The organism is Methylobacter sp. BlB1 (assembly GCF_015476545.1).
GTDB lineage: Bacteria > Pseudomonadota > Gammaproteobacteria > Methylococcales > Methylomonadaceae > Methylobacter.
Window position 1 is genome coordinate 1 of sequence record NZ_JADMKV010000006.1, and the last position, 23704, is coordinate 23704.

General features: G+C 50.6%; 23 protein-coding genes. 3 read left to right on the forward strand and 20 right to left on the reverse strand.

Annotated elements, in window-relative coordinates:
• Positions 1-65: 65 nt before the first annotated feature.
• The 3 genes from IT781_RS03910 to IT781_RS22795 form a co-directional block, all read right to left on the reverse strand.
• Positions 66-452, reverse strand: a complete 387-nt coding sequence (locus IT781_RS03910; protein ID WP_194968834.1) for a hypothetical protein — start codon at positions 450-452, stop codon at positions 66-68.
• Between the two features lie 160 nt (positions 453-612).
• Positions 613-828 carry an antibiotic biosynthesis monooxygenase gene (locus tag IT781_RS03915; RefSeq protein WP_228778904.1) on the reverse strand — a complete coding sequence of 72 codons (216 nt, stop codon included), beginning with the start codon at positions 826-828 and terminating at the stop codon, positions 613-615.
• 143 nt (positions 829-971) lie between these two features.
• Entirely contained in the window at positions 972-1649 is a 678-nt protein-coding gene (locus tag IT781_RS22795; RefSeq protein WP_370526918.1) for a uracil-DNA glycosylase family protein, read from the reverse strand.
• Between the two features lie 92 nt (positions 1650-1741).
• Between IT781_RS22795 and IT781_RS03925 the strand changes: the two genes are divergently transcribed.
• Together IT781_RS03925 and IT781_RS03930 are read left to right on the forward strand one after the other, a co-directional pair.
• Positions 1742-1987: a hypothetical protein gene (locus tag IT781_RS03925; protein WP_194968836.1), complete on the forward strand. Its 246-nt coding sequence runs from the start codon at positions 1742-1744 to the stop codon at positions 1985-1987.
• A 124-nt stretch (positions 1988-2111) separates the two neighbouring features.
• Complete coding sequence (locus IT781_RS03930) at positions 2112-3077, forward strand: integron integrase (protein ID WP_228778914.1); 966 nt, start codon at positions 2112-2114, stop codon at positions 3075-3077.
• Between the two features lie 138 nt (positions 3078-3215).
• On the opposite strand, the gene IT781_RS03935 is transcribed toward IT781_RS03930, so the two are convergent.
• A complete protein-coding gene (locus IT781_RS03935) occupies positions 3216-4796 on the reverse strand; it encodes a peptide chain release factor 3 (protein WP_194968837.1) in 1581 nt (526 codons plus the stop codon).
• A gap of 104 nt (positions 4797-4900) precedes the next feature.
• Here IT781_RS03935 and IT781_RS03940 point away from each other — a divergent pair, with 104 nt between their 5' ends.
• Positions 4901-5548 (forward strand): DUF2959 domain-containing protein, encoded by a 648-nt coding sequence (locus IT781_RS03940; protein WP_228778905.1) that lies wholly within the window; start codon positions 4901-4903, stop codon positions 5546-5548.
• A gap of 119 nt (positions 5549-5667) precedes the next feature.
• On the opposite strand, the gene IT781_RS03945 is transcribed toward IT781_RS03940, so the two are convergent.
• From IT781_RS03945 to IT781_RS04020, 16 genes are all read right to left on the reverse strand, one after another.
• Complete coding sequence (locus IT781_RS03945; RefSeq protein WP_228778906.1) at positions 5668-5967, reverse strand: hypothetical protein; 300 nt, start codon at positions 5965-5967, stop codon at positions 5668-5670.
• A gap of 207 nt (positions 5968-6174) precedes the next feature.
• Positions 6175-7836, reverse strand: a complete 1662-nt coding sequence (locus tag IT781_RS03950) for an ATP-binding protein (RefSeq protein WP_194968839.1) — start codon at positions 7834-7836, stop codon at positions 6175-6177.
• A gap of 251 nt (positions 7837-8087) precedes the next feature.
• Positions 8088-8315 (reverse strand): FeoC-like transcriptional regulator, encoded by a 228-nt coding sequence (locus IT781_RS03955; RefSeq protein WP_194968840.1) that lies wholly within the window; start codon positions 8313-8315, stop codon positions 8088-8090.
• The gene (gene feoB / locus IT781_RS03960; protein ID WP_194968841.1) at positions 8302-10641 is read right to left on the reverse strand and encodes a Fe(2+) transporter permease subunit FeoB; all 2340 of its coding nucleotides are present in this window, start codon (positions 10639-10641) and stop codon (positions 8302-8304) included. The genes IT781_RS03955 and feoB overlap by 14 nt, the downstream gene beginning before the upstream one ends.
• Positions 10641-10874, reverse strand: a complete 234-nt coding sequence (locus tag IT781_RS03965; protein ID WP_194968842.1) for a FeoA family protein — start codon at positions 10872-10874, stop codon at positions 10641-10643. Before IT781_RS03965 ends, feoB begins: the two co-directional genes overlap by 1 nt.
• Before the next feature lie 469 nt (positions 10875-11343).
• Positions 11344-11649, reverse strand: coding sequence for an integration host factor subunit beta (locus tag IT781_RS03970; protein WP_194968843.1), 306 nt, complete (start codon positions 11647-11649; stop codon positions 11344-11346).
• A 65-nt stretch (positions 11650-11714) separates the two neighbouring features.
• Entirely contained in the window at positions 11715-13376 is a 1662-nt protein-coding gene (gene rpsA / locus IT781_RS03975) for a 30S ribosomal protein S1 (protein ID WP_194968844.1), read from the reverse strand.
• Positions 13377-13474: 98 nt separating this feature from the next.
• The gene (gene cmk / locus IT781_RS03980) at positions 13475-14131 is read right to left on the reverse strand and encodes a (d)CMP kinase (protein ID WP_194968845.1); all 657 of its coding nucleotides are present in this window, start codon (positions 14129-14131) and stop codon (positions 13475-13477) included.
• Positions 14131-15450 carry a 3-phosphoshikimate 1-carboxyvinyltransferase gene (gene aroA / locus IT781_RS03985; RefSeq protein WP_194968846.1) on the reverse strand — a complete coding sequence of 440 codons (1320 nt, stop codon included), beginning with the start codon at positions 15448-15450 and terminating at the stop codon, positions 14131-14133. Before aroA ends, cmk begins: the two co-directional genes overlap by 1 nt.
• The gene (locus tag IT781_RS03990) at positions 15428-16327 is read right to left on the reverse strand and encodes a prephenate dehydrogenase/arogenate dehydrogenase family protein (protein WP_194968847.1); all 900 of its coding nucleotides are present in this window, start codon (positions 16325-16327) and stop codon (positions 15428-15430) included. Before IT781_RS03990 ends, aroA begins: the two co-directional genes overlap by 23 nt.
• A complete protein-coding gene (gene hisC / locus IT781_RS03995; protein WP_194968848.1) occupies positions 16320-17432 on the reverse strand; it encodes a histidinol-phosphate transaminase in 1113 nt (370 codons plus the stop codon). Before hisC ends, IT781_RS03990 begins: the two co-directional genes overlap by 8 nt.
• Positions 17433-17475: 43 nt before the next feature.
• The gene (gene pheA / locus IT781_RS04000) at positions 17476-18561 is read right to left on the reverse strand and encodes a prephenate dehydratase (RefSeq protein ID WP_194968849.1); all 1086 of its coding nucleotides are present in this window, start codon (positions 18559-18561) and stop codon (positions 17476-17478) included.
• Between the two features lie 15 nt (positions 18562-18576).
• Positions 18577-19656, reverse strand: coding sequence for a 3-phosphoserine/phosphohydroxythreonine transaminase (gene serC, locus IT781_RS04005; RefSeq protein ID WP_194968850.1), 1080 nt, complete (start codon positions 19654-19656; stop codon positions 18577-18579).
• The gene (gene gyrA / locus IT781_RS04010) at positions 19656-22259 is read right to left on the reverse strand and encodes a DNA gyrase subunit A (protein WP_194968851.1); all 2604 of its coding nucleotides are present in this window, start codon (positions 22257-22259) and stop codon (positions 19656-19658) included. The genes serC and gyrA overlap by 1 nt, the downstream gene beginning before the upstream one ends.
• Before the next feature lie 169 nt (positions 22260-22428).
• The gene (locus IT781_RS04015; protein WP_194968852.1) at positions 22429-23148 is read right to left on the reverse strand and encodes a dienelactone hydrolase family protein; all 720 of its coding nucleotides are present in this window, start codon (positions 23146-23148) and stop codon (positions 22429-22431) included.
• 46 nt (positions 23149-23194) lie between these two features.
• Entirely contained in the window at positions 23195-23677 is a 483-nt protein-coding gene (locus IT781_RS04020) for a low molecular weight protein-tyrosine-phosphatase (RefSeq protein ID WP_194968853.1), read from the reverse strand.
• Positions 23678-23704: the final 27 nt, after the last annotated feature.

Below are 23704 nucleotides of genomic sequence, written 5' to 3' on the forward strand. Positions count from 1 at the left end.
TTTGGCACATCGTGATGCCGCAGGGAAGAGGAGGAGTCCATACCATTATCCTATGTGCTTATTCGTTATATTCCGGTTCCATGCAGCCCTCTCTGGAAGAACATCTCGAACAGCACAATATGTAATAGCATTGCTATTAGAATATAAGGGATCATTCGCCATGGACGAACGACGACCATTGCTACGATTCCTTGTAAGAAATTCAGTACCGCAAGGACGAGGGCAGATGCCATAACAATGCCGCTAGTTATGCCGGCCGCATATGGGAACGAAAGCAATGTGCTCGAAGTGCCATTCTTCAGTATCAATATGCCGGTGTAGAAGAGAAACGCTGCTATTCCGTAGTTCCTTAGGTTGTCGAAAACGAACTTCAGGTTGACATCTTTTGGATAAACCCGGAAAAATGACGGATACTTCTCCGGATCTACTGGTTTCTTTTTCTCTTCATTCACTGCTCATCCTCTCCTAGGAACTCAACGTAAAGCTAAGGGGCGGGCGCGATAGCGACCGTCCTGCTTGAGCGCAATGTTAGGCTTTTTGTTCAAGTACCAACTCATAATGCTCAACGGTAGGGAACGGACTATAAAAATGATGGAGTAACCGCTTCCACTCCTAATATTGGGCTGAAGTACGAAAGCCAACTGTATGCGCCTCAAGGGACTGCCAATTTACCAACAAAATATAACGGTAGTTATTTTCAACGCAACGTTGGAGCTGGTGTGAAATATAACCATCCATACTGGAAATAATCGCCGATGCCTGACGAAACGCAGCTTCAAACTCAGCTTCTTTACCTGGGACTACATCAAGAACGGCAACTTCTAGCATGATATTTCACGAAAGCCTAACGTAAAAGTAAGGGGCGCGCCGGTTGGCTTGGTTTAGGGAAGCCGACGTACCCAGATAAATAACCAACCTTCAAAAACACCTGCGTCCTGCGCGTCCCTTTGACTGCCATGTTAGACATTACCTCACGTATGTTGTAATAGTTGTTTTTTAAGATGTAGCTTTGCGCGTTCTTGCAGCAACTTCCTCTCTGGTTTGTTAAGCCAGGTTGAAGCCCCAGATGTGTGTGCAAGTGGTATGACCTTACGGCCATTCCAATCGTAAACTTGACCCACGTGGTCTTCGAGTCGGACGTTCGTGCGTTGTCCTGTCTTGAGTTCTATGAATACTTCAAGTGCCATCTTTCCGAGCAGAACGACAGTTTCAGGGCTAACTAAGTCGAGTTGTGAGAGAAGAAAAGGGCTACAGTTTCTGAGCATCTCCGGGCTAGGTTTGATGTCCTCTCGTCGCATTCCCGAGCCTCGTCGGCGTGGCACAAGTTTGCTACCAGGAAAACACTTAGCTATCGCTGAAGTGAAAACGAGACGTTCAAATTGGGCTTCATTGAAGCCGCACTCTTCAAAGAGTGCTCGTATATCTCGTCCAGCTTGGCCTGAGAACGGAGTTCCCGTTCGATACTCAGTTAAGCCAGGAGCTTGTCCGATGAGCATGACAGGACAGCATCTAATGGGTCTGATGATGGGACGCGGAACTACAGGCTCATTTGAGGTTGCCGGGTCAACTTGATGTTTTAAAAGTAAATGCGCGCACTTTGTGCACTTACGCAGTTCAATTTCGTATGTATGTGGGTTGAGTGTGACCATTATTGAAGTGTTACGTCTAACGTTTGAATTAAAGGTCAAGTCAGGCCAAATGATGTTGAATCATGAGATGAGCTTTCCCCTGACTTGTACCTTTGAATGAAGCGTTGAACGACATACATGACGGCATTTTCAAGTGGTGCATTGGCGTTGAACTCAGCGGTGAAATCTTTTATCTGGCTAAAACCGCCTTGCTGTTGTTCGTCATTAACGTTGTTATGCGACAACAGCAAGGCGGTTTTAATAGCATTTTTTCAGCGCTGCGTCAAAAATCCAGAAATGCAACCAATCTGTCGGGTATGTTGATCAACGTAATATATACGACATTACTTGTCCAATAATCCAGTCAATACGTCGTATAATCATACATAATTAAAATTATTTATTTGTTGATATTGACTAAAGTATAAGCAAATACGACAAACCATGTAAACAAATGCGACACTACCTCAGCCAAAGAAATTACTGGACCTGGTACGGGACAAGATTCGTTTCAAACACTATAGTCTAAGCACTGAAAATACCTATATTGCCTGGATTAAACAATTCATTATCTTCCACGGCAAGCGACATCCAACTGAAATGGGCGCAGCTGAAGTGGAGGCATTTTTAACCTATCTTGCCACTGAACGCCATGTTTCCAGTTCAACTCAGAATCAGGCATTGTCGGCCATTTTGTTTCTCTATCGTGATGTGCTGGCAGTGGAACTCCCTTGGCTGGATGGATTTGAGCGCTCTAAAAAACCACGACGTTTGCCGGTAGTATTGACGGTTTTGGAAATGCAGGCATTGCTGAAGGAAGCCGAAATGGCTCCGCCGCCAATCGGTCTAATCATCAAGTTGCTGTACGGCACCGGCATGCGCTTGATGGAGGCGGTGCGCCTGCGCGTGAAGGATGTGGAATTGACGCGCAGGGAAATTATTGTCCGCGATGGCAAGGGTGGCAAAGACAGAGTGACAATACTGCCGGATAGTTTGCTGGATGCGATGCGTGCTCAGTTGGCGTTGCGCCGGCAATGGCATGAGCAGGATTTAGCGCTGGGCAAGGTGGACGTCTGGCTGCCGGACGCGCTGGCAGTCAAGTATCCCAATGCCTCAAGGGAATGGGGCTGGCAGTACGTGTTTGCGGCAAAAAATTATTCGATTGATCCTCGCAGCAAGGCGGAGCGCCGCCATCATATCGAGGAAAAACAGATACAGCGGTATGTCAAAAAGGCGGCGTTGGCGGCCGGCATCGCCAAGCCGACTTCGCCGCACACGTTGCGCCACAGCTTTGCAACGCATATGCTGCAGGCCGGTTACGATATTCGCACCGTGCAAGAGCTGCTAGGCCACAGCGACGTGGCGACGACGATGATTTACCCCCATGTGCTGAACAAGGGCGGCAAAGGTGTTATCAGCCCGCTGGATCAATTCTTGCAGGCGGATTGAAAAAGCTTGCGGAACCAGAGTTTCTCATACTCGATCTCTCATATCCCGCAAGCCATGGAACATGCACAAAGTAACTTCCCAAGCTGCACAGTGCGAATGAATTCGCACCTACAACCTGTAGCTCATCACTATGTTGTTTTATAATTCCCTTGTCGCGCTGAATTTGATATCAGGCCAGCGCTCCTCAGTCAGTTGCAGGTTAACCCGGCTGGTAGCCAGATAAACCAGATAGCCGCCACCATCTTCGGCCAGGTTGTCAAAAGCTTTATTCCTGAATTCCTCCAGTTTGCCGGGCTTGTCCGAGCTGACCCAGCGCACCGTCGAAACCGATACGGCGTCGTACACGCATTCGACGTTGTACTCGGCCTTCAAGCGGTAAGCGGTCACGTCAAACTGCAGCACACCCACGGCGCCCAGGATCAGGTCATTGTTTTTCAGCGGCCTGAACAACTGCGTCGCGCCTTCTTCGGTCAACTGCACAAGGCCTTTTTGCAGGGCCTTGGCTCTGAGCGGATCTTTCAGCACCACGCGGCGGAACAATTCCGGCGCGAAATACGGTATGCCGCCGTATTTGAGGACTTCGCCCTGCGTAAAGGTGTCGCCGACCTGAATCGTGCCGTGGTTGTGCAAGCCTATGATGTCGCCTGGGTAGGCTTCCTCGACGCTTTTGCGGGTGTCGGCCTGGAACGTGATCGCGTTGGACACCTGAACGTTTTTGCCGATGCGGACGTGATTGATCTTCATGCCTTTGTCGAACTTGCCCGAGCAGACGCGCAGGAAGGCCACGCGGTCGCGGTGGGCCGGGTCCATGTTGGCCTGGACTTTGAATACGAAGCCGCTGAATTTGTCTTCTTCAGGCGAAACGGTGCGTTGGATGGCTTCGCGCGATCTGGGCGGCGGCGCATACTCGGCGAATGCATCGAGCAGTTCCAGAATGCCGAAGTTGTTGATCGCGGAGCCGAAGAAAACAGGCGTCAGCCGGCCGGCCAGGTAGGCATCCAGATCGAACTCGTGGCTGGCGCCTTTCACCAGGTCGATTTCATCCCTTAATTCCTGCGCCTGATCGCCTAACAGTTCGTCCAGTTTGGGATTGTCCAGGCCTTTTATGATTTCGGCTTCGGCGATTCTGCCGCCGTGCTGCGGGCTGAACAAGTGAATTTCATCCTTGTACAGATGATAAACCCCTTTGAAACGCTTGCCCATGCCGATAGGCCAGGTCATGGGCGCGCAATTGATTTTCAGGACATCCTCGACCTCGTCCATCAGTTCGATCGGCTCGCGCCCTTCCCGGTCCAGCTTGTTGATGAAGGTCAGGATAGGCGTCGTGCGCAGGCGGCAGACTTCCATCAGATTGATCGTTCTTTCCTCGACACCCTTGGCAACGTCTATGACCATGAGAGCCGAATCGACGGCCGTCAGGGTCCGGTAGGTGTCCTCGGAGAAGTCTTCATGGCCGGGCGTGTCTAACAGATTGATAATGCAGCCTTTGTGCTCGAACTGCATGACAGAGGTCGTGACCGAGATCCCGCGCTCCTTTTCCATTTCCATCCAGTCTGAGGTGGCATGGCGTGCGGCTTTGCGCCCCTTTACGGAACCCGCCAGCTGAATGGCACCGCCGAACAGCAACAGTTTTTCAGTCAGTGTGGTTTTACCTGCGTCAGGGTGGGAAATAATAGCGAACGTGCGCCGACGCCGCAGCTCTGAAAGTAGTTCTGACATGCCTTTGATTTAGTGGAATTTGCTAACGAAACCGCTAATTATAACTTATTATTCAAGGTGATGTATTTCCAATATAATGCATCAATCTGATAACAGGAGTTTTTATGACTTTTTTACGGCGTTTTATTTTAATCGGCTCAATGTGCTCTTTGACTGCCTGCTCGAGCATGTATTACGGCGGCCTGGAAAAAATAGGCATCCCTAAACGCGAGGTCATGGTTTATCGCGTGGAAAAAGCTCGCGACACGCAGGAAGAAACCAAGGAGCAATTCAAGTCGGCGCTGGAACAGTTCACTGCCCTAACCAATTTTAAAGGCGGAAATCTCGAAGCAACCTATAACAAACTGAACGGTGAATATGAAGACAGCGTCAGGAAAGCCGAGGAAGTCAGACAACGCATCAGCGACATCGAGGATGTCTCCGATGCCTTATTCCGCGAATGGGAAGATGAATTAAACCAATACAGCAATGCATCGCTGAAACGCAGCAGCCAGCAAAAACTGACTGCTACCAGGGCGCATTACAAGCAGCTGATTGCCGCCATGAAACGCGCCGAATCCAAGATAGCGCCGGTGCTGAGCGTGTTCAAGGATCAGGTGTTATATTTGAAGCACAATCTGAACGCTCAGGCGATCGCGTCCTTAAAAGGACAATTAGGGCTGGTGCAATCCGATGTATCGACCTTGATCACAGCCATGGAAAAATCGATTCAAGAAGCCAATGCCTTTATCAGAACCATGGAAAAGCAATAGTGCCGGGGCTAGGCAAGTACGCCAGAATGTTTGTAATTTGGGGCAAATCGCGCGTTTTCCGGGCTTAAATCCGGAAAACGTCTCTCCGATTGCCCCGGACTCAGCTTCGTCTCATCAAGCTACTCGTTATAATCGAAATCTCCGGCCGGCCGCGCAAAAGTATATTTCGCCGGGTTGACAATCAAGGTGTCCGCCATCAGTTCAAATGCCTTATGCGGCGCTGGAATGGTCGCCAATGCGGTGCCCGGCAATAAGGCAACAAATACTGCAGTTCCGACTATCATGCCGACAAATGATAGCGGCCTGACCACACCCACATCGGCCAGCACGTCATAACCGTCTATTGCCTGGGTTTCGGCGGAAGCCATGTTGGAAAATAACATCGCGATCACCAAGCAAAACACTTGAGTAAATTTCATAACCATACAATCTCGTCTTTAGGAAACAAAGCAATCAAGTTTAGTCAACTTTTAACAACTCATCCAATAAATTGATTTATTCACGCAATGGCTAACCCCGGCTTTCAATCTTGGAGGCTGAAATAAGCCTATTTGGTTTCCGGCGCATGCCAAACGGCATTGCAGGAATAGATCGCCAAACTGCGCCATTTCCAAAAGATAGAAGTATTATTTCCTATTCTGCGTGCGCCAGAAATTGACTATTTCATCGACATTCAGATCGGTCGGGCCTTCCCGCCAGCTGGTGAAATAATCGACGTCATTGCTTTTCGGTTCCGGACTGGGCCGATAAATCTGTACGCGCGTCGGCAACGGCGCCGCCTCGCCCAGCACCAACGCTTCGCCTCTGCCCAGCGAAGTCAGAATATCGGTTAAGTCACCTTCGGCTTCAGGGACAAGCCCTCTGATATAAGCCTGGTCGTCCGGGTTTGTGGTGCGCAGGCAGATAAATGAACTGCATTGCGACAGCATCGTTTCCGACAGTTCAGTGGGCCGCTGGCTGACAACGCCGATCGATACCCCGTATTTACGCCCTTCTTTGGCTATGCGCTCCATCATCCTTTTAGTGCCTTCGAACGGGCCGTTCTTTTCTCTCGGAATATAGGCATGCGCTTCCTCACAGATCAGCGTGATCGGAAAATCGCGCCGGCGCGGATTCCAGTAATTGAATTCATAAGCCAGACGGCCGACCTGGGCGGAAACGGCGGGCCTGACATCGGTCGGCACGGAACTTAAATCGACGACGGTAATGTTGGCTTTCTTATCGCCAAGACCAACAAACTGCCGCAACAAATCGGACATGCTTTCGGAGGTGTTGCGTAATTTCGGTTTCAGCAGGAAATCATAGCGGACGTCGTTGAAACGGCTTTGCATCCGGATCAGGAATTCGTCGAACTGGCCGAACAAGGCGCCCTGCACTTTGCCGAAGTCTTTTCGCTCCTCATTGGAGGCCTTGAATTGCATATACATTTCGGCCAGCGAAAAATAAATCGGCGTATCAATCGAAACCGTCGGCAGGCCGATCCTTCTGGCTTCCTTGCGCTTGAGTTGTTGCAATACTTCGCGCAGGAAAGACATTTGCAGCGTGGCGCCCTTGTCGTCCCGGTCTATGAATAAATCGACCAGTTCGGCATAGGTCATCATCCAGTACGGCATTTCCATTTCCATGGCATCGACATAGTTGACCAATTCGTTAGGAAACGCCGATTGAATCATACCGTCATTATCTTTCCAGCAATACTCGCCGTGCAGGTCCAGCATAATGATATGGCTTTTGGGCATCGCCTTGATCGTATTTTGAATCAGACTCGTGACGGTCCATGATTTACCAGAGCCCGACTGCCCGACGATGGCGAAATGGCGGCCGAAAAGCGCGCGCGGATCCAAGCTTAAGTGATAATCTTTATGCGAAGCCAATTGGCCGATAAAAAATTTGTACTCGCGGAATTTCGAGAAAATGGCGTTGATTTCATTCAAGCCCACGGCATAGACTTTCGCACCCGGTGTCGGGTAGTGGCGCACGCCTCGAATGAAGGTTCCGTTATCCTGAATCTCTCCAACCGGAATCAGGGAAATAAACCGATCGGACTTGCGCCTGTCGTTATTGTCGAAACGATCCTGTTCCCACATCTTGAAGACCAGCGCCAGAACACCGATATTGGCCTGCCGGATAACGACATAAGATCCGATATGACCGGCCAGTATTTCTTCATCGCCTACTTTGATGATAGGTGAATCATTTGAATGCTCTTCGGTTATTCTGGCATCCATGCCGTCGCCGCGGACTTCGGATAAATAGCCGATCAGAATATCGGATTGTTGCTCGGACATTGTTACGCTCGTCTATGAAGTAAATATAACAAGCTTAGTCCAGTTTCCGAAAGGCACAAGAGACAGGGCATCAGTCTCCCCCTATAACCGGCGTATTTCGGCGCCTATCAAAAAAGTACTTTAGAATTAGCGACCCATGGAAAGTGAAGGTCATTTGATTAATAACCGCGAAGAACCAACCAGAATAAAATCTTCGTGCTCTCTGTGTCCTTCGTGGTTTTTCTGTTTTAATCGATAAGGATGGAAATTAGCTATTTTTCATCAATCCATTCATAAAGCTCTGTCAAAGCCGGATCGCATTTGCAGCAACTGGTGCCGCAGGACGATTCCAGCGACGTTTTGCGCACTCTGCCTTTGCTGACCCATTTGCTCAACATGCCGCGAAGCGCATCGGCATCGGTGCCGAAATGATTGACCAAGTCTACCAGGGCAGCCCGGCGCTGTTGCTGTAAATAGTTTCTTAAATCAGACAGTATCATGGTAAGACTCCCGGCTAATTCGCACGTCGCTGTTTCGTCCGACCAGCCACAATCCGATCAGGACAGACGAAAAAGCCAGCATCAGTCCCGCCACCCAGGCCAGGGAATATTCCGGATGCCGACTGTAAGTCATGGCCTGGTAAAACAGAGTGGCCGTCATATAGGCCATGCCGGTAGTCCAGAGCACGACAAACACAGTCCAGCCCAGATTAGTTTCTCTGTAAATAGCGGCAGTTGCTGCTACGCACGGCGCATACAATAAAATAAACAATAGATAGGCAAAAGCGCCTTCCTGGCCGTCAAAACTGCTTTGCATGGCGGCAAAGGTAGCGGTTTTGACTTTCTGTTCATCGGCGGCAGTATCGATATTGTCGACCGTACCGATATTTAACCCCAAAGGATCTAAAAGATTATCGGCTACCGCCCGCAAGTTTTCAGGCACAGTCAGACAAGCAGCGATCAAAGCCTCTTTAAGGTCAAACTCTGACTTATCAGATGCATCCTGTTCAGGCGCTCCGAGTTGACTGTACAAAGCATCCAATGTGCCAACCACGGCTTCTTTCGCCAGTATGCCGGTAAAAATGCCGACTGTTGCCGGCCAGTTTTCATTCTCAATGCCCATCGGTTTAAAAGCGGGCGTCAGGCTTCGCCCGATTTCGCTTAACACCGATTTATTACTGTTTTCCTGGCCAAAACTGCCATCCGTACCCCAGGCATTAAGAAAATTGAGCACCAGCACCATCGGCACGATAACTTTGCCGGCATTGAATAAAAAGGATTTGAGCCGATCCCAAGTGCGGATAAAAACGCCGTTCAACGTCGGCATATGATAGGTCGGCAATTCCATGATAAATGGCGCTGACTCGCCTTTAAACAGCGTATGACGCATGATCAGGCCGGTCATTACAGCCACAATGATGCCCAGCAGATACAAGCCGAAAACCAGATTCTGGCCGCCGACAGGAAAGAAAGCCGCCGCAAACAAGGCGTAGACAGGCAATCTCGCGCCACAGGACATGAACGGATTCATGAGATTGGTCAGGATTCTGTCCCGCTGATTTTCCAAAGTCCGTGTAGCCATAATCGCCGGCACATTACAGCCGAAGCCGACAATCATCGGCACGAAGGATTTGCCCGGCAGCCCGATCATGCGCATGAATCGGTCCATGACAAAAGCCGCCCTGGCCATGTAGCCGGAATCTTCCAGAGCCGACAGGAACATAAACAGAAAGCCGACGATAGGAATAAAGGTGGTAACGACCTGGATGCCTCCGCCGACACCGTTGGCCAGCATGACGATCAGCCATTCGGGCCAGTTCAGCCCTGCCAGCACCAGGCTCAGGCCATCGACCAGCAAAGCGCCCGCGGCCTGATCGAAAAAGTCAACAAAAGCGCTGCCGATATTGATCGTAAACATGAACATCGCGTACATGACCAGCAAGAAAATCGGGATGCCTAAGAATCTGTTCAGGACAATATGGTCGATTTTATCGGTCATGTGCCGGCTGACTTCATGCAGTTTACAGACTGCACCCTGAGTCAGCTGGTTAACAAATCCGTAACGGGCATCGGCGGCAAGAATGTCGATTTCATCGCCGGTCTCGTCCTCCACTCTCCGTTGCAATTCCGAAACTGTCGGCAATAATTTGTTTCCAGCCAACCTTATAGCCAGCGTATCATCTTCGAGTAACCGAACGGCCAGCCATCGGCGGTCGCACTGGTGCCGTTCGGCTGCATCGGCCAATAAAGGCGAAAGGTCGCTTATCGCTTGTTCCAATGCAGACGAATAGGTAACTTTTACCGTCGGTATCGGCTTCGCCATGGCCGAACTGTTGATGGCGGCTTTTAAAACCTTGATGCCGCTCTTGTTTGAAGCACTTATTGGAATGACTGGGCAGCCCAGCTGTTCGGCAAGAAAATCAACATCAATTTTAATCCCGCGCTGTTTTACGACGTCCATCATGTTGAGTACCAGAATCATCGGCACTCGCATTTCAATCAGCTGCGATGTTAGATAAAGATTTCTTTCTATACTGGATGCATCGATGATATTGATGATCAAATCTGCTTCCTTGGAAGCAACGTAATCGCGCGCGACTTTTTCATCCAAAGAAACCTGATCATCGGCGGCTTCTAAAGAGTAAGTTCCCGGTAAATCAACCAATTCAATAACTTTGTTATCGAATGTATATTGACCGGTTTTTTTCTCGACTGTAACGCCAGGCCAATTGCCTACGTACTGCTTGGCGCCGGTCAATGCATTGAAGAGCGTGGTCTTGCCGCAATTGGGATTGCCGACCACGCCCACCGTGAAATCGGCACTCATCAGATTTTCTCAATCAACAGAATTGCGGCTTCGTCCTTGCGCAGGGTCAATGAAAACCCGCGCAGCTTAATTTCAACCGGATCGCCCATAGGCGCGAAACGGGTAATGCTAAAATCAGTGCCTGGCGTTAACCCCATGGCCAGCAATCGTTTACGATAGGCTTTGCCTGATGCATCAAAGCCTATTATTTTCCCTGAGTCTCCAACAGCAAGATTTTTTAAGCGTAACCACATAATTGAGCCTTGGGTATTAGGAGTTGTTGAAATACATAAATGGAACAGACTCTAATCAATAATCGTTCTCATTAAGAATGACTATATCATAATAACCTAACACACTCAAAAACTCGTGTTCCATTGCTTTGAATAAATCAATTTTTATTGATTTGCGTAGTGGTCAGATTAAAGGCGAGAGAATAAAAAGAATGGCTTGCGGCACCACAAAGACATGCCTGAATTTTAGCAACTTTTTGCTTAAATAAAAGCAAATTGAGACTTCAGCTTAATCAAGAAGCCAGCAACACTATTGGCAAAAAGACCGAGAGTGTGTATCAGCATTGAAGAAATCAAAGAAGGCGGTGAAATTGCACCGAGTATGGGGGAAATTGGAAGAAGAAAAAATCAACGCAATGAAAAAGCATCAGAAAATATGCCCTAGGGGTTCTATTACAAATTCCGGCTTGGTTCCTTGCGTTGATGGTTATCAATCAATTATTTTGCATCTTGCGCGCGACTCATCAACTCTGTCACGGAGCTCTTTGCCCGGCTTGAAATGCGGTACATATTTTTTTGCCAATGCCACAGAATCACCCGTTTTAGGGTTGCGACCCATGCGCGGCGGGCGTAAATGCAGGGAAAAACTGCCAAAACCTCTAATCTCAATGCGTTCACCGGAAGATAATGCCTGATTCATTTTCTCAATGATGCATTTTACTGCCAGCTCCACATCTTTTTGTGCAAGATGAGGTTGTTGTCTAGCAAGCGCTTCTATCAATTCAGATTTTGTCACATTCTATCCTGTGCAAATAAATAAAATCAAAGGGGGTATGCATGACTGCATACCCCGGATGGTTTTTATTTTTCCATTTGTTTAAAGATATCACCTAAAGTCGGTGTACCAGCTTGTTGCTGGGAATAATCTTTAATAGCGTGCGACTCTTCTTCCTGATCTTTGGCTTTAATGGATAAAGAAATAGTTTTGCTTTTCTTATCCACACCAATGAATTTGGCTTCAACTGCATCGCCTTCCTTCAACAGAGTGCGTGCATCTTCAACGCGGTCACGTTGAATCTCGGAAGCGCGAATGTAGCCTTCAACATGATCCGCCAGGGTAACAACAGCACCTTTAGCGTCGACTTCTTTGATTGTGCCTGTAACCAGGCTGCCTTTCTCATGAGTTGCCAGGAAGTTCTGGAACGGATCCTGCTCAAGCTGTTTGACACCCAGTGAGATACGCTCGCGCTCGGAATCAACCGCTAAAATGACAGTTTCCAGTTCGTCGCCTTTCTTGAATTCACGAACCGCTGCTTCGCCGTCGTCCGCCCAAGAAATATCGGACATATGAACCAGACCATCAATGCCGCCTTCCAGACCGATAAAGATGCCGAAGTCGGTAATTGATTTGATTTTACCGGTGATCTTGTCGCCTTTGTTATGAGTCGCAGCGAATTCGTCCCAAGGATTGGTTTTGCATTGTTTCATGCCCAAAGAAATACGACGGCGTTCTTCGTCGATTTCCAGTACCATGACTTCAACTTCATCGCCCAATTGCACAATCTTGGATGGGTTAACGTTTTTGTTAGTCCAATCCATTTCAGATACGTGCACCAGACCTTCCACGCCTTCTTCGATTTCAACGAAGCAGCCGTAATCGGTCAGATTGTTCACTTTACCGAATACGCGAGTGCCGGCTGGGTAGCGACGGTTGATGTTTTGCCATGGATCTTCACCCATTTGCTTCATGCCTAATGAAACACGGTTTTTGTCTTTGTCGTATTTCAGCACTTTAACCTGGATTTCCTGGCCGATTTCAACGCACTCGGAAGGATGACGCACACGGCGCCATGCCATGTCAGTGATGTGCAACAGACCGTCAATGCCGCCCAGATCAATGAATGCGCCGTAATCGGTCAGGTTTTTAACCACACCGGTAACGATTGCACCTTCTTCCAGCGTTTTCAGCAATTCTTCTCTTTCCGCGCTGTATTCTTTTTCTACAACTGCACGACGTGACAGAACAACGTTGTTACGTTTCTGGTCGATCTTGATAACTTTGAAGTCCAGATCACGGTTTTCCAGGAAAGCCGTATCTCTGATTGGGCGCACATCAACCAGTGAACCTGGCAGGAACGCACGCAACGCGCCAACAGCAACGGTGAAACCGCCGCGTACTTTACCGGTGATGCGGCCTGTAACTGTAGCATCTTTTTCAAACGCGGTTTCCAGTTCAGACCAGGCTTTGTTTTTCTTCGCTTTATCTCGGGAAAGAAGTGTAGCGCCTAAACCATCTTCAAATAAATCAAGGGCAACTTCGATCTCGTCCCCGACTTTAACTTCCAGTTCGCCGTCATTGTTCAAAAACTGCCATTTAGGAATGACACCTTCTGATTTGGAATGAGTGCTGACGATGATCATATCGTTTTCGATATCGACCACAGTACCCATTAACATGGCGCCAGGACGCATTTCTGTCTTGGTTAGACTTTCTTCAAATAATTCCGCAAAGCTTTCGCTCATTTTCAATTTTCCCAAGCCTGATCGAGATTCGAACAAGCCTTCTCGTTGTCAAAGTTAAAAGAATACTGCATAGTCTGCATGCAGCTGTAAAAAAATCCTTAACGGATTAAATTCAGTACCTCTTCAATGACCTCATCAATCGTCATATTAGAGGAATCGATATAAAGCGCATCGCTAGCCATGGACAATGGAGCCGTTTTTCGCTCCGTGTCGCGGCGGTCGCGCTCTTCTATCTCATTTGTTAAGAGAGTTAGATTAGCATCAATTCCTTTTTCTATCAACTGTTTATATCGTCTTTGCGCCCTTTCGGCTGCGCTGGCCGTTAAAAATACCTTTATTTCGGCATCGGGAAAAACCACCGTCCCCATATCGCGGCCGTCAGCGACCAGCCCCGGCATCTTCTTGAAATCCTTCTGCTTCTGCAACAGGACGTTGCGCACTTGCGGCAAGACAGCAATGATCGAAGCCGCATTACCCGTGCTTTCAAGGCCCAATTGTGAGGTAATATCCTCGCCATTGAGCTTTACCGCCAGCTCATCATTGCACTCAAACTCTAACGCCATGGATTGCGCCACTTTCACAATCTCAGGCACATCAGTCAGTTCGACCTTCTGTTTCAACACGGCTATCGCCAGTGAGCGATAGATAGAGCCGCTATCGAGATAATGCCAGCCCAGCCTTTTTGCCACAGCCCGGCTGACCGTGCCTTTGCCCGCTCCGCTAGGCCCATCGATCGCTAAAACCGGTATTGCCATTACATCGCCTCGCAAGCCAAATCAAGCCCTAAATTCTTGGCCAGATCCTTGAATCCCGGAAAAGACGTATTCACATTCTCGCAATCATGAACGGTAATAGGCGCGTTAGCGCGTAATCCGGCAATAGAAAATGACATCGCGATACGGTGATCGCCATGAGAAATTACTTCGCCGCCGCCTATCGGCCCACCCTGGATGATCATGCCGTCTGCCGTAGGCTGCGCATCGACGCCTAGAGATTGCAAACCATCGGCCATCACCTGAATACGGTCCGATTCCTTAACCCGGAGCTCTTCCGCGCCCGTCAGGCGCGTCTGCCCTTCCGCACAGGCGGCGGCTATAAACAGCACAGGGAACTCGTCAATGGCCAGCGGCACCAGCGCTTCCGGTATATCGATGCCTTTCAACGGGCCATAAACCACATGCAGATCGGCTACCGGCTCGCCGCCGACAATGCGCTCGTTGAGCACTTCGATACGCGCACCCATCAGTTTTAGAATATCGATAATTCCGGTACGTGTCGGGTTGATGCCGACATGTCTCAGCAACAGGTCAGAGCCTGGCGCGATGGAGGCGCCGACCAGGAAAAATGCCGCCGATGAAATATCGCTGGGCACATCGATTTCAGTCGCCTTTAAATACCCGTCGGAATTAATGCTGACTTTGTTTCCCTGTTGTTTTACAGGGTACGAAAAACCGGCCAGCATGCGCTCGGTATGATCGCGCGTCGGCGCAGGCTCAGTCACGCTGGTTTCGCCTTGCGCATACATCCCGGCCAGCAGCAGGCACGATTTGACCTGGGCGCTGGCCATCGGCATGACATAATCGATGCCGGTCAATCGCCCGGCCTTGCCGGTAATGTGCAAAGGCGCCGTGCCCTTCTCTGTCGTTTTTATATCGGCGCCCATTGCCGCCAGTGGCTCGGTGACCCGCTTCATAGGCCTGCCGGATAGCGATTTGTCACCCGTCAGAACTGAGTTGAACGCCTGCCCTGCCAGCAAGCCGCTCAACAAACGCATGGATGTGCCGGAATTGCCCAGGTAAAGTTCTTTCGCGGGCGCTTTCAAGCCATGTTTGCCGACGCCGTGAATTGTCAGTTCACCGTTGACCGGCCCTTCAATCTGTACGCCCATATCGCGAAAGGCCTGCAGCGTTGCCAAAGCGTCTTCCGCTTCAAGGAAGCCTTTGACGTACGTTACGCCCTCAGCCAGCGCCCCCAGCATAATCGAGCGGTGCGAGACGGATTTATCGCCCGGCACGCGCGCCTCGCCCTGCAATTTTCCGCCCGGCTGAACTTTAAATGTTATTGTTTTCGACATTATTACCTTCAAACTGATCAAGAAAGCGTTGCCGCGCATTTCGGGCATACGTGAAAGTTTCAAAAAGCTGCCGGCGGTCATCGTTTGCCAGCATTTGTTCTATTTTATCCAGTTCACTCTTTAATTGTTGGATTAACGGGATAATTTGTTCCTTATTGGCCGAGCAGATATCCAGCCACATGGTCGGATCACTGGAGGCGATACGGGTAAAATCCCTGAAGCCGCCGGCGGCATACTTGAAGATTTCGCTTTGCTCATCCTTGCGCCCGAGCATGTCCACTAATGAATACGCAAGGATATGGGGCAGATGGCTGGTCGCCGCCAAGATCGCATCATGATGGTCAACATCCATGATGGATACTAAAGACCCCAGACTTTCCCAAAAACGCTGGATTTTCTGTAACGCATCCGGCCGGGTATTTTCCATCGGCGTGATTATCAGGCGCTTGTTCAGAAACAAATCATCCAAGGCAGCCTCTACGCCGCTTTTCTCCGCCCCGGCAATAGGATGAGCCGGCACCAGATTATCCGGCACGGCGCCGAAAACCTGTTTTGCCGCCTCGATGACGCTGCTCTTGGTGCTGCCTACGTCCGTATAAATGGCGTTTTCCGTCCAGAACGGCTTCAACAAAGCCAATATGCCGGCCATGGAACCAACCGGCGCGGCAATCACCACGCAATCGGCGTTTTCCAGCGCCTGCCCGATATTCAGATAGTAATCATCGATAACCTGCAGCCGTTTTGCCGTCTGCAGATTTTCCAAATCCTGCTCACGCCCATAGCCGACAATCTGCCTGCTTAATCCGCATCGCCTTGCGGCCCGCGCCATCGAGCCGCCGATCAGGCCGACGCCAATAATACAGAGCCGGTCAAACATTGCTCAGCACATCTGTTAATGCATCAAGAAAAATTCGGTTTTCCTCTTCTGTGCCTATGCTGATACGTAAATGGTTGGGCATTTCGTAATTGGCTACGGGCCTGACAATCACGCCTTTTCTCAGCAGGTTTTCATAAACTGGCTGGCCCGGCTGTTTTAAATCAACCGAAACGAAGTTGCCGTGCGAAGGAATCCACTCCAGGCCGAGGGCTTTGAAGCCATCCGTCAACTGCCGCATGCCCTGCGCATTGACGGCAATCGTCCTCTGCAGATGCTCGGCATCGGATAAAGCGGCTTCTGCGGCCGCCAAAGCCAGCATGTTGTTGTTGAAAGGCTGACGGACCCGATTCAGTATATCGGCAAGCTCTGGATTCGACAGTCCGTACCCCACACGCAATCCGGCCAATCCGTAAGCTTTCGAGAAAGTACGGGTAATCAGCAGGTTGGGATATTTTTTCAGCCAGCTTATCGAATCGACAGGATCTGTGCTATCGACAAACTCATAATAGGCCTCATCGAGCACGCACAGACAGGTTTCAGGCAAAGCCTTGATGAAACGCTCCAGGCTAGCCTGATCGACCAATGTTCCGGTTGGATTGTTGGGATTGGCAACAAAAACGAGCCGCGTTTTTTCGGTAACGGCCTGCAGCATGGCATCCAGGTCATGGCCGTAATTTACGGCCGGCACGACCACAGCCTTGGCGCCGACTGCTTGCGTCACGATCGGATAGACCGCGAAAGCATGCTGCGAGAACACCACTTCCAGTTCCGGCGTTAAAAACGCGCGAGCAACCAGTTCCAGAATCTCATTGGAGCCATTGCCCAGCGTGATCTGAGTGGCCTGGACGTCATATTTGCGGGCCAGTGCCTGTTTTAAGTTGAAGCCATTGCCATCGGGATACAGCGCCAATTGCGGCAAAGTAGCCTCAATAGCCTCCAACGCCTTTTTTCCCGGACCCAAGGGATTTTCATTGGAAGCCAGCTTGATAATCCGGCTCAGTCCCAGTTCCCGTTCCAGTTCTTCAATGGGTTTACCGGGCACGTAAGGAACAAGTTGTTGCACGCCGGGTACGGCAAGGTTGTAAATACTGTTAGTGTTGTTCATTGGTTTTGCTTAAAAGGATGCGCCATGTCATAGGAATAAAAAATTAAAGAACGGCTTTAGGATAAGAGCCCAGAATATTGAGCATATGCACATTGCCTTTCAGCAACTCCAGGGCTTGCGCCACACACTTATCCTCGCAATGGCCTTCAATATCAATAAAAAAGACATAATCCCACAAGCCCTGCCTTGAAGGCCGGGACTCGATATGCATCATGCCGATGCCGAATCTTGCGAAAGGCTCGAGAATTTTATGCAAAGCGCCGGGCTGATTGCCTGTAGAGACTACCAGCGAGGTTTTGTCGTTGCCCGTGGAAGCCGACGTTTGCTGGCCTATGATAATAAAGCGCGTTGTATTGTTGGATTCATCTTCAATGTTCTTTTCCAGAATATTGAGTCCATACAACTCGGCAGCCACCTGACCGGCAATGGCGGCCGCCTGTATCTTGGTCGACACCAGCCTTGCCGCCTCGGCATTGCTGTTGACGGCAATCCGCTGAGCATGCGGCAAATGCCTGTCCAGCCACTGCCGGCATTGGGCCAGCGATTGCTGATGGGAAAAGACCTCGGTAATATCGGCCAGGCTCTCCACATTCCCCATCAGGTTATGATGCACCCTGATTTCAACCTCGCCGCAGATTTTCAACGGTGACGACAGAAACCGGTCCAGCGTATGACTGATAACGCCTTCGGTAGAATTCTCGACCGGCACGACGCCGAACTGGCAATTGCCGCTCTCGACCGAACTAAAAATCTCATTAATAGTGGCGGAAGGCACGGTTTTAACGGCATGCCCAAAATGCTTGAAAGCCGCCTGCTGGGTAAACGTGCCTTCAGGCCCTAAAAAAGCCACATCCAGCGGCTTTTCCAGCGCCAGACATGCCGACATCAATTCCCTGAAGAAGCGCACGGCGGTGTCATCGGACAAGGGCCCTTCATTTAATTCCTTGATGCGCCGTAAAACCAAGGATTCGCGATCAGGTCGGTAAAAAGTGCCGTTCTCGCCTTGAGCAATTTTGGTTTTGGCGACTTCCATCGCACAGCACGCGCGTTGATTGATCAATTGCAGAATCTGCTTGTCGATCGCATCGATTTTGTCTCTTAATTCGGAAAGTGGGGTGACTGAAGTCATCAGGGCGGCTCTCGTTTAATGGGTTCTCTCAAATTCTGCCATAAAATCGCACAGCGCCCGCACGCCTTCCTCGGGCATGGCATTATAGATACTGGCGCGCATGCCGCCGACTGAACGATGTCCCTTCAATTCAAACAGCCCATTCGCCTCGGCTTCGGCAAGAAACGCCTTATCCAGATTCTGGTCAGCCAGAATGAACGGCACATTCATTCTTGATCGACAGGAAGGCTCCACCGGATTCCGGTACAAGGAAGATTGGTCGATAGCCTGATACAGCAGTTCGGCTTTGGCAATATTGCGCTGCTCGATAGCCTCAACGCCGCCCTGCTTTATCAGCCATTTCAGCACCAGCCCGACCAGATACCAGTTATAAGTCGCCGGCGTATTCAGCATGGAATGATTTTTCGCCTGTTCGGCATAACTGAAGACCGGCGGCACTCGTTTGTCGACATTGCCTATCAGCTCGTCCCTGACGATCACGACCGTGACGCCGGAAGGCCCCATGTTTTTCTGAGCCCCGGCATAAATCAAACCGTATCGGCTCAGATCGAATTTGCGCGACAGAATATTGGAGGACATATCCGAAACCAGCGGCAAGCCGTGGCTTTCCGGGATGCCGGAAAATTCCACGCCGTGAATGGTTTCATTGGACGTATAGTGCAGATAAGCCGCCTGCTCGTCCAGAACCCAGCCAACAGGATCGGGAATAGTCGTAAAGTTTGACGCCTCCGAACTCGCGCTGACGACGACTTCGCAATAGTTTTTCGCATCCTGTATGGCTTTTTCCGACCAGGCGCCGGTATTGACATAACAGGCCTTGGTCTTGCCGCGCAGGATATTCTGTGGAATGAACGAAAACTGGGCCGTTGCGCCGCCCTGCATAAACAGAACCTTGTAATTGTCGGGAATCGCCAGCAGGGCTCTAAGATCGCTTTCCAGCTCTTCCGCGATGATGGAAAAAAACTTGCCGCGATGGCTCATTTCCATCACGGACATGCCGCTGTCGCGCCATTCCATTAATTCTGCCTGAGCCTGATGCAATACCTGCTCAGGAAGCGTCGATGGACCTGCACTGAAATTATATACTCTGGACATTAGGATTCTTCTCCGGATTCAACTTCATCAAGTGCTCCCGTTTCCGATTCCATCACATCTTCGTCTTCTTCGCCAGCCAGTCCGCCTTCAATGCGATCGACTCCGACGACTTTCTCTTTTTTATCCAGACGAATGACTGTGACACCTTGGGTGTTTCTGCCGACGACCGAAATGCCGTCAACGGGTGTACGCACCAGTGTGCCGGCATCGGTAATCAGCATAATTTCATCATGATCGTTGACCAATACAGCCCCGATCACCGCACCGTTGCGTTTCGACGTTTGAATGGCGATCAGGCCTTGGCCGCCGCGTCTGTGGCAGGTGAACTCCTCAAGCCGGGTCCGCTTGCCGAAACCGTTCTCGGTAATGTTCAGCACCGTGCCTTCGGTTCCGATAATCAGGGAAATGACTTTCTGCCCTTCCTGCAGCCGGATGCCGCGCACACCGGACGCCGTTCTGCCCATAGAGCGCACATCGGTTTCGTTGAAGCAGACCGCTTTGCCGTCACTGCTGAACAACAGCACGTTTTGCTGACCGTCGGTCACATCCACGCCGACCAGCGCATCGTTTTCCTTCAATTCAATCGCAATCTTGCCGCTGGTGCGCTGGCGCTCGAACTCCATTAACGGCGTCTTTTTGACTGTGCCGCTGGCCGTTGCCATAAAGATGAATTTATTGTCGGAAAATTCCCGGATCGGCAACATCGCATTGATTTTCTCGCCCTGTTCCAGCGGCAATAAATTCACAAACGGCTTGCCGCGCGAGGCGCGACTGGCTACCGGCAACTGGTAGACTTTAAGCCAGTAAACCTTGCCTGACGAGGAGAAACACAAAATCGTGTCGTGCGTATTGGCAACGATCAGCTTATCTATAAAATCGGTTTCCTTGGTTGCCGTTGCCGATTTACCGCGACCGCCGCGCCGCTGGGCCTTGTAATCGCTCAGCGGCTGGGCCTTGACATAGCCTTCGTGCGACATGGTCACGACCATGTCTTCCTCGGTAATCAGATCTTCATCGGACAGATCCAGCTGCGTTTGAATGATTTCAGTGCGCCGCTCGTCCGCATATTGCTCCTTGATGGCGACCAGTTCTTCCCTGATGACTTCCATCAACCGCGCATCGTTGCCGAGGATCGCCAAGTATTCGTCAATCTGTTCCAGCAGCTGTTTGTATTCATTGACGATCTTGTCCTGCTCAAGCCCCGTCAAGCGATGCAGGCGCAAGTCGAGAATAGCTTGAGCCTGTGCTTCGGAAAGCCGGTAAGCGCCATTGACCAGGCCAAATTCGGGAAGCAGATCCTCAGGCCGTGAACGGTCGGCATCGGCCCGCTCGAGCAATGATGAAACCAATCCTGCATTCCAGGTTCTGGCCAACAGCCCTTCTTTGGCGACAGTCGGATTGCTGGCAGCCTTGATCAGATCGATCATCTCATCGATATTGGCCAAAGCGACAGCCAGACCTTCTAAAATATGCGCCCGCTCGCGTGCTTTGCGCAGATTGTAAATCGTTCTTCGCGTGACGATTTCGCGGCGGTGATCAATGAAAGCATTGAGCACCTCTTTCAGATTCAGGCAGTGCGGGCGGCCGTCCAGCAGCGCCACCATGTTGATGCCGAAAACAGTCTGGAACTGCGTCTGTTTGTAGAGATTGTTCAAGATGACTTCCGGCACTTCGCCGCGGCGCAGCTCGATCACCATGCGCATGCCGTCCTTGTCGGACTCATCGCGCAGGCCGGAGATGCCTTCGAGCTTGCCTTCCTTGACCAGCTCGGCGATTTTCTCCAGCAAACGCGCCTTGTTGACCTGATAGGGCAATTCAGTTGCGATAATCGCCTGCCGGCTACTGTCGCCTATGTCTTCGAAATGGCACCGCGCGCGCAGATAAATTTTGCCGCGTCCGGTCGTATAGGCGCTGTAAATGCCGGAAGCGCCGTTGATGATGCCCGCGGTAGGGAAATCAGGCCCCGGAATATACTGCATCAATTCGTGAATCGTGGTTTCAGGCTGGTCGATCAAGGCCAGACAGGCAGTGATCACTTCGGACAGATTATGCGGCGGGATATTCGTCGCCATACCAACGGCGATACCGGATGAACCGTTGACCAGCAATGTCGGAATACGGGTCGGCAGTACAGTAGGCTCGGATTCGGATTCGTCATAGTTGGGCGCAAAATCGACGGTTTCCTTATCGAGGTCGGCCAGCAGGTCATGGGCAATTTTCGACATGCGTACTTCGGTATACCGCATCGCGGCGGGTGAATCGCCATCGACAGAGCCGAAGTTGCCCTGCCCGTCGATTAACATATAGCGTAAGGAAAAAGGCTGCGCCATGCGGACGATGGTGTCATATACGGCCGTATCGCCGTGCGGATGATATTTACCGATGACGTCCCCGACCACACGCGCTGATTTTTTATAAGGCTTGTTCCAATCGTTGCCCAGTTCGCTCATCGCATATAAAACACGACGGTGAACCGGCTTAAGGCCGTCTCTGGCATCTGGAAGGGCTCGACCTATAATCACGCTCATCGCGTAATCAAGGTACGACTGTTTCATCTCGTCTTCGAGATTGACCGGGATAATTTCTTTAGCGAAGTCTGACATTGATCCGTATATATACGTAAATGCCGCGCACGGCGCGGGCATGATTTTCCTTCATAAAGCAACCGCGCCGCGTTCAAAATTCCTTTTAGCCAGCACCGGTTACATGAGATTAATAACCGGTCGATTATAACAAATTATCGCTGTAGAGTCGAAGTGTTGCGGCTATTAGTTAAAGGAACAACTCCGCCAAAAAATTTTGCATCGCCTGCCAGGAGCGCCGGTCGGCAACAGGTTGATAAACCATGCCGTAATCAGGATTGTTGGCGACCGGATTGGTGAACGCATGCATGGTATGACCATAGGCATGCAGTTGCCAGTCCGCGCCGGCCACGGTCATTTCCTGTTCAAACGCCAGCACCTGCTCGGGCGGAGCCAATGGATCGTCATGGCCGTGCAGTGCAAGCACCTTTGCTTTGATGGCATTGCCCTGGGTATTGCCCGGCGCGCTCAGCAGACCATGAAAGCTGACCACGCCGTTTATGTCGGCGCCGGTTCTGGCCAGATCCAGCACGCACAAGCCGCCGAAGCAAAAGCCGATCGCGGCTATCTTAGCATCATCAACCCAGGGCAGCAGTTTGACGGCATACAGCGCCGCCTGCATGCGTTTTTGCAACATGGCCCGATCGTCCATGAGAGGCTGCATCAGCCTGGCGTTTTCCTCAGGCCCGGAGCCTAAAATCCCCTTGCCATACATATCAACGGCAAAGCCGACATAACCCAATCCTGCGAGCTTGCGCGCTTTCTCGGCAACAAATTCATCCCGGCCGACCCAAGTGTGATTAATTAAAACCGCCGGGCGACGGCCTGACACAGAATCGTCAAAAGCGAAAAATGCTTCCAGCTGTACATCGCCATCCATGTAACCTACGGTATTCGATATGATTGCCATCGTACTGTCGTCCTATTCAATGAGTTGTTATTATGTGTTGATGTGGCTACAGATGTCCCGCTTCCCGAAGACTCTTCAGAAAGCCTTCCGACGCGTCTTCCACCATATCCAGCACCCGCTCAAAACCATAGTCCCCGCCATAATAGGGATCCGGCACTTCGCGCGTTCCCAGATGCGGCGCGTATTCCAGAAAATATCTGATTTTATCTTTATACTGTTCGGGACAGGCGTTGAGCAATATCGAATAATTATCGTCATCCATAGCCAGCAGAAAATCGAAATCCTCGAAATCGCCCATCACGACTTTCCTGCCCCGTAAATGAGCCAATTCCACGCCGCGACCGCGGGCCGCCTTTTGCGCGCGCAAATCAGGCGCTTCGCCGACATGATAAGCATGCGTGCCGGCGGAATCGATCAGAAAATGCCGTTCCAGATCACGCTCCTTCAGCAGTTTTGCAAAAACGCCTTCAGCAGTCGGCGAACGACAGATATTGCCCATGCAGACAAAGAGAACTTTTATTTTCTTCATAGTTTTACCGGTTAAAAAAATCAACTG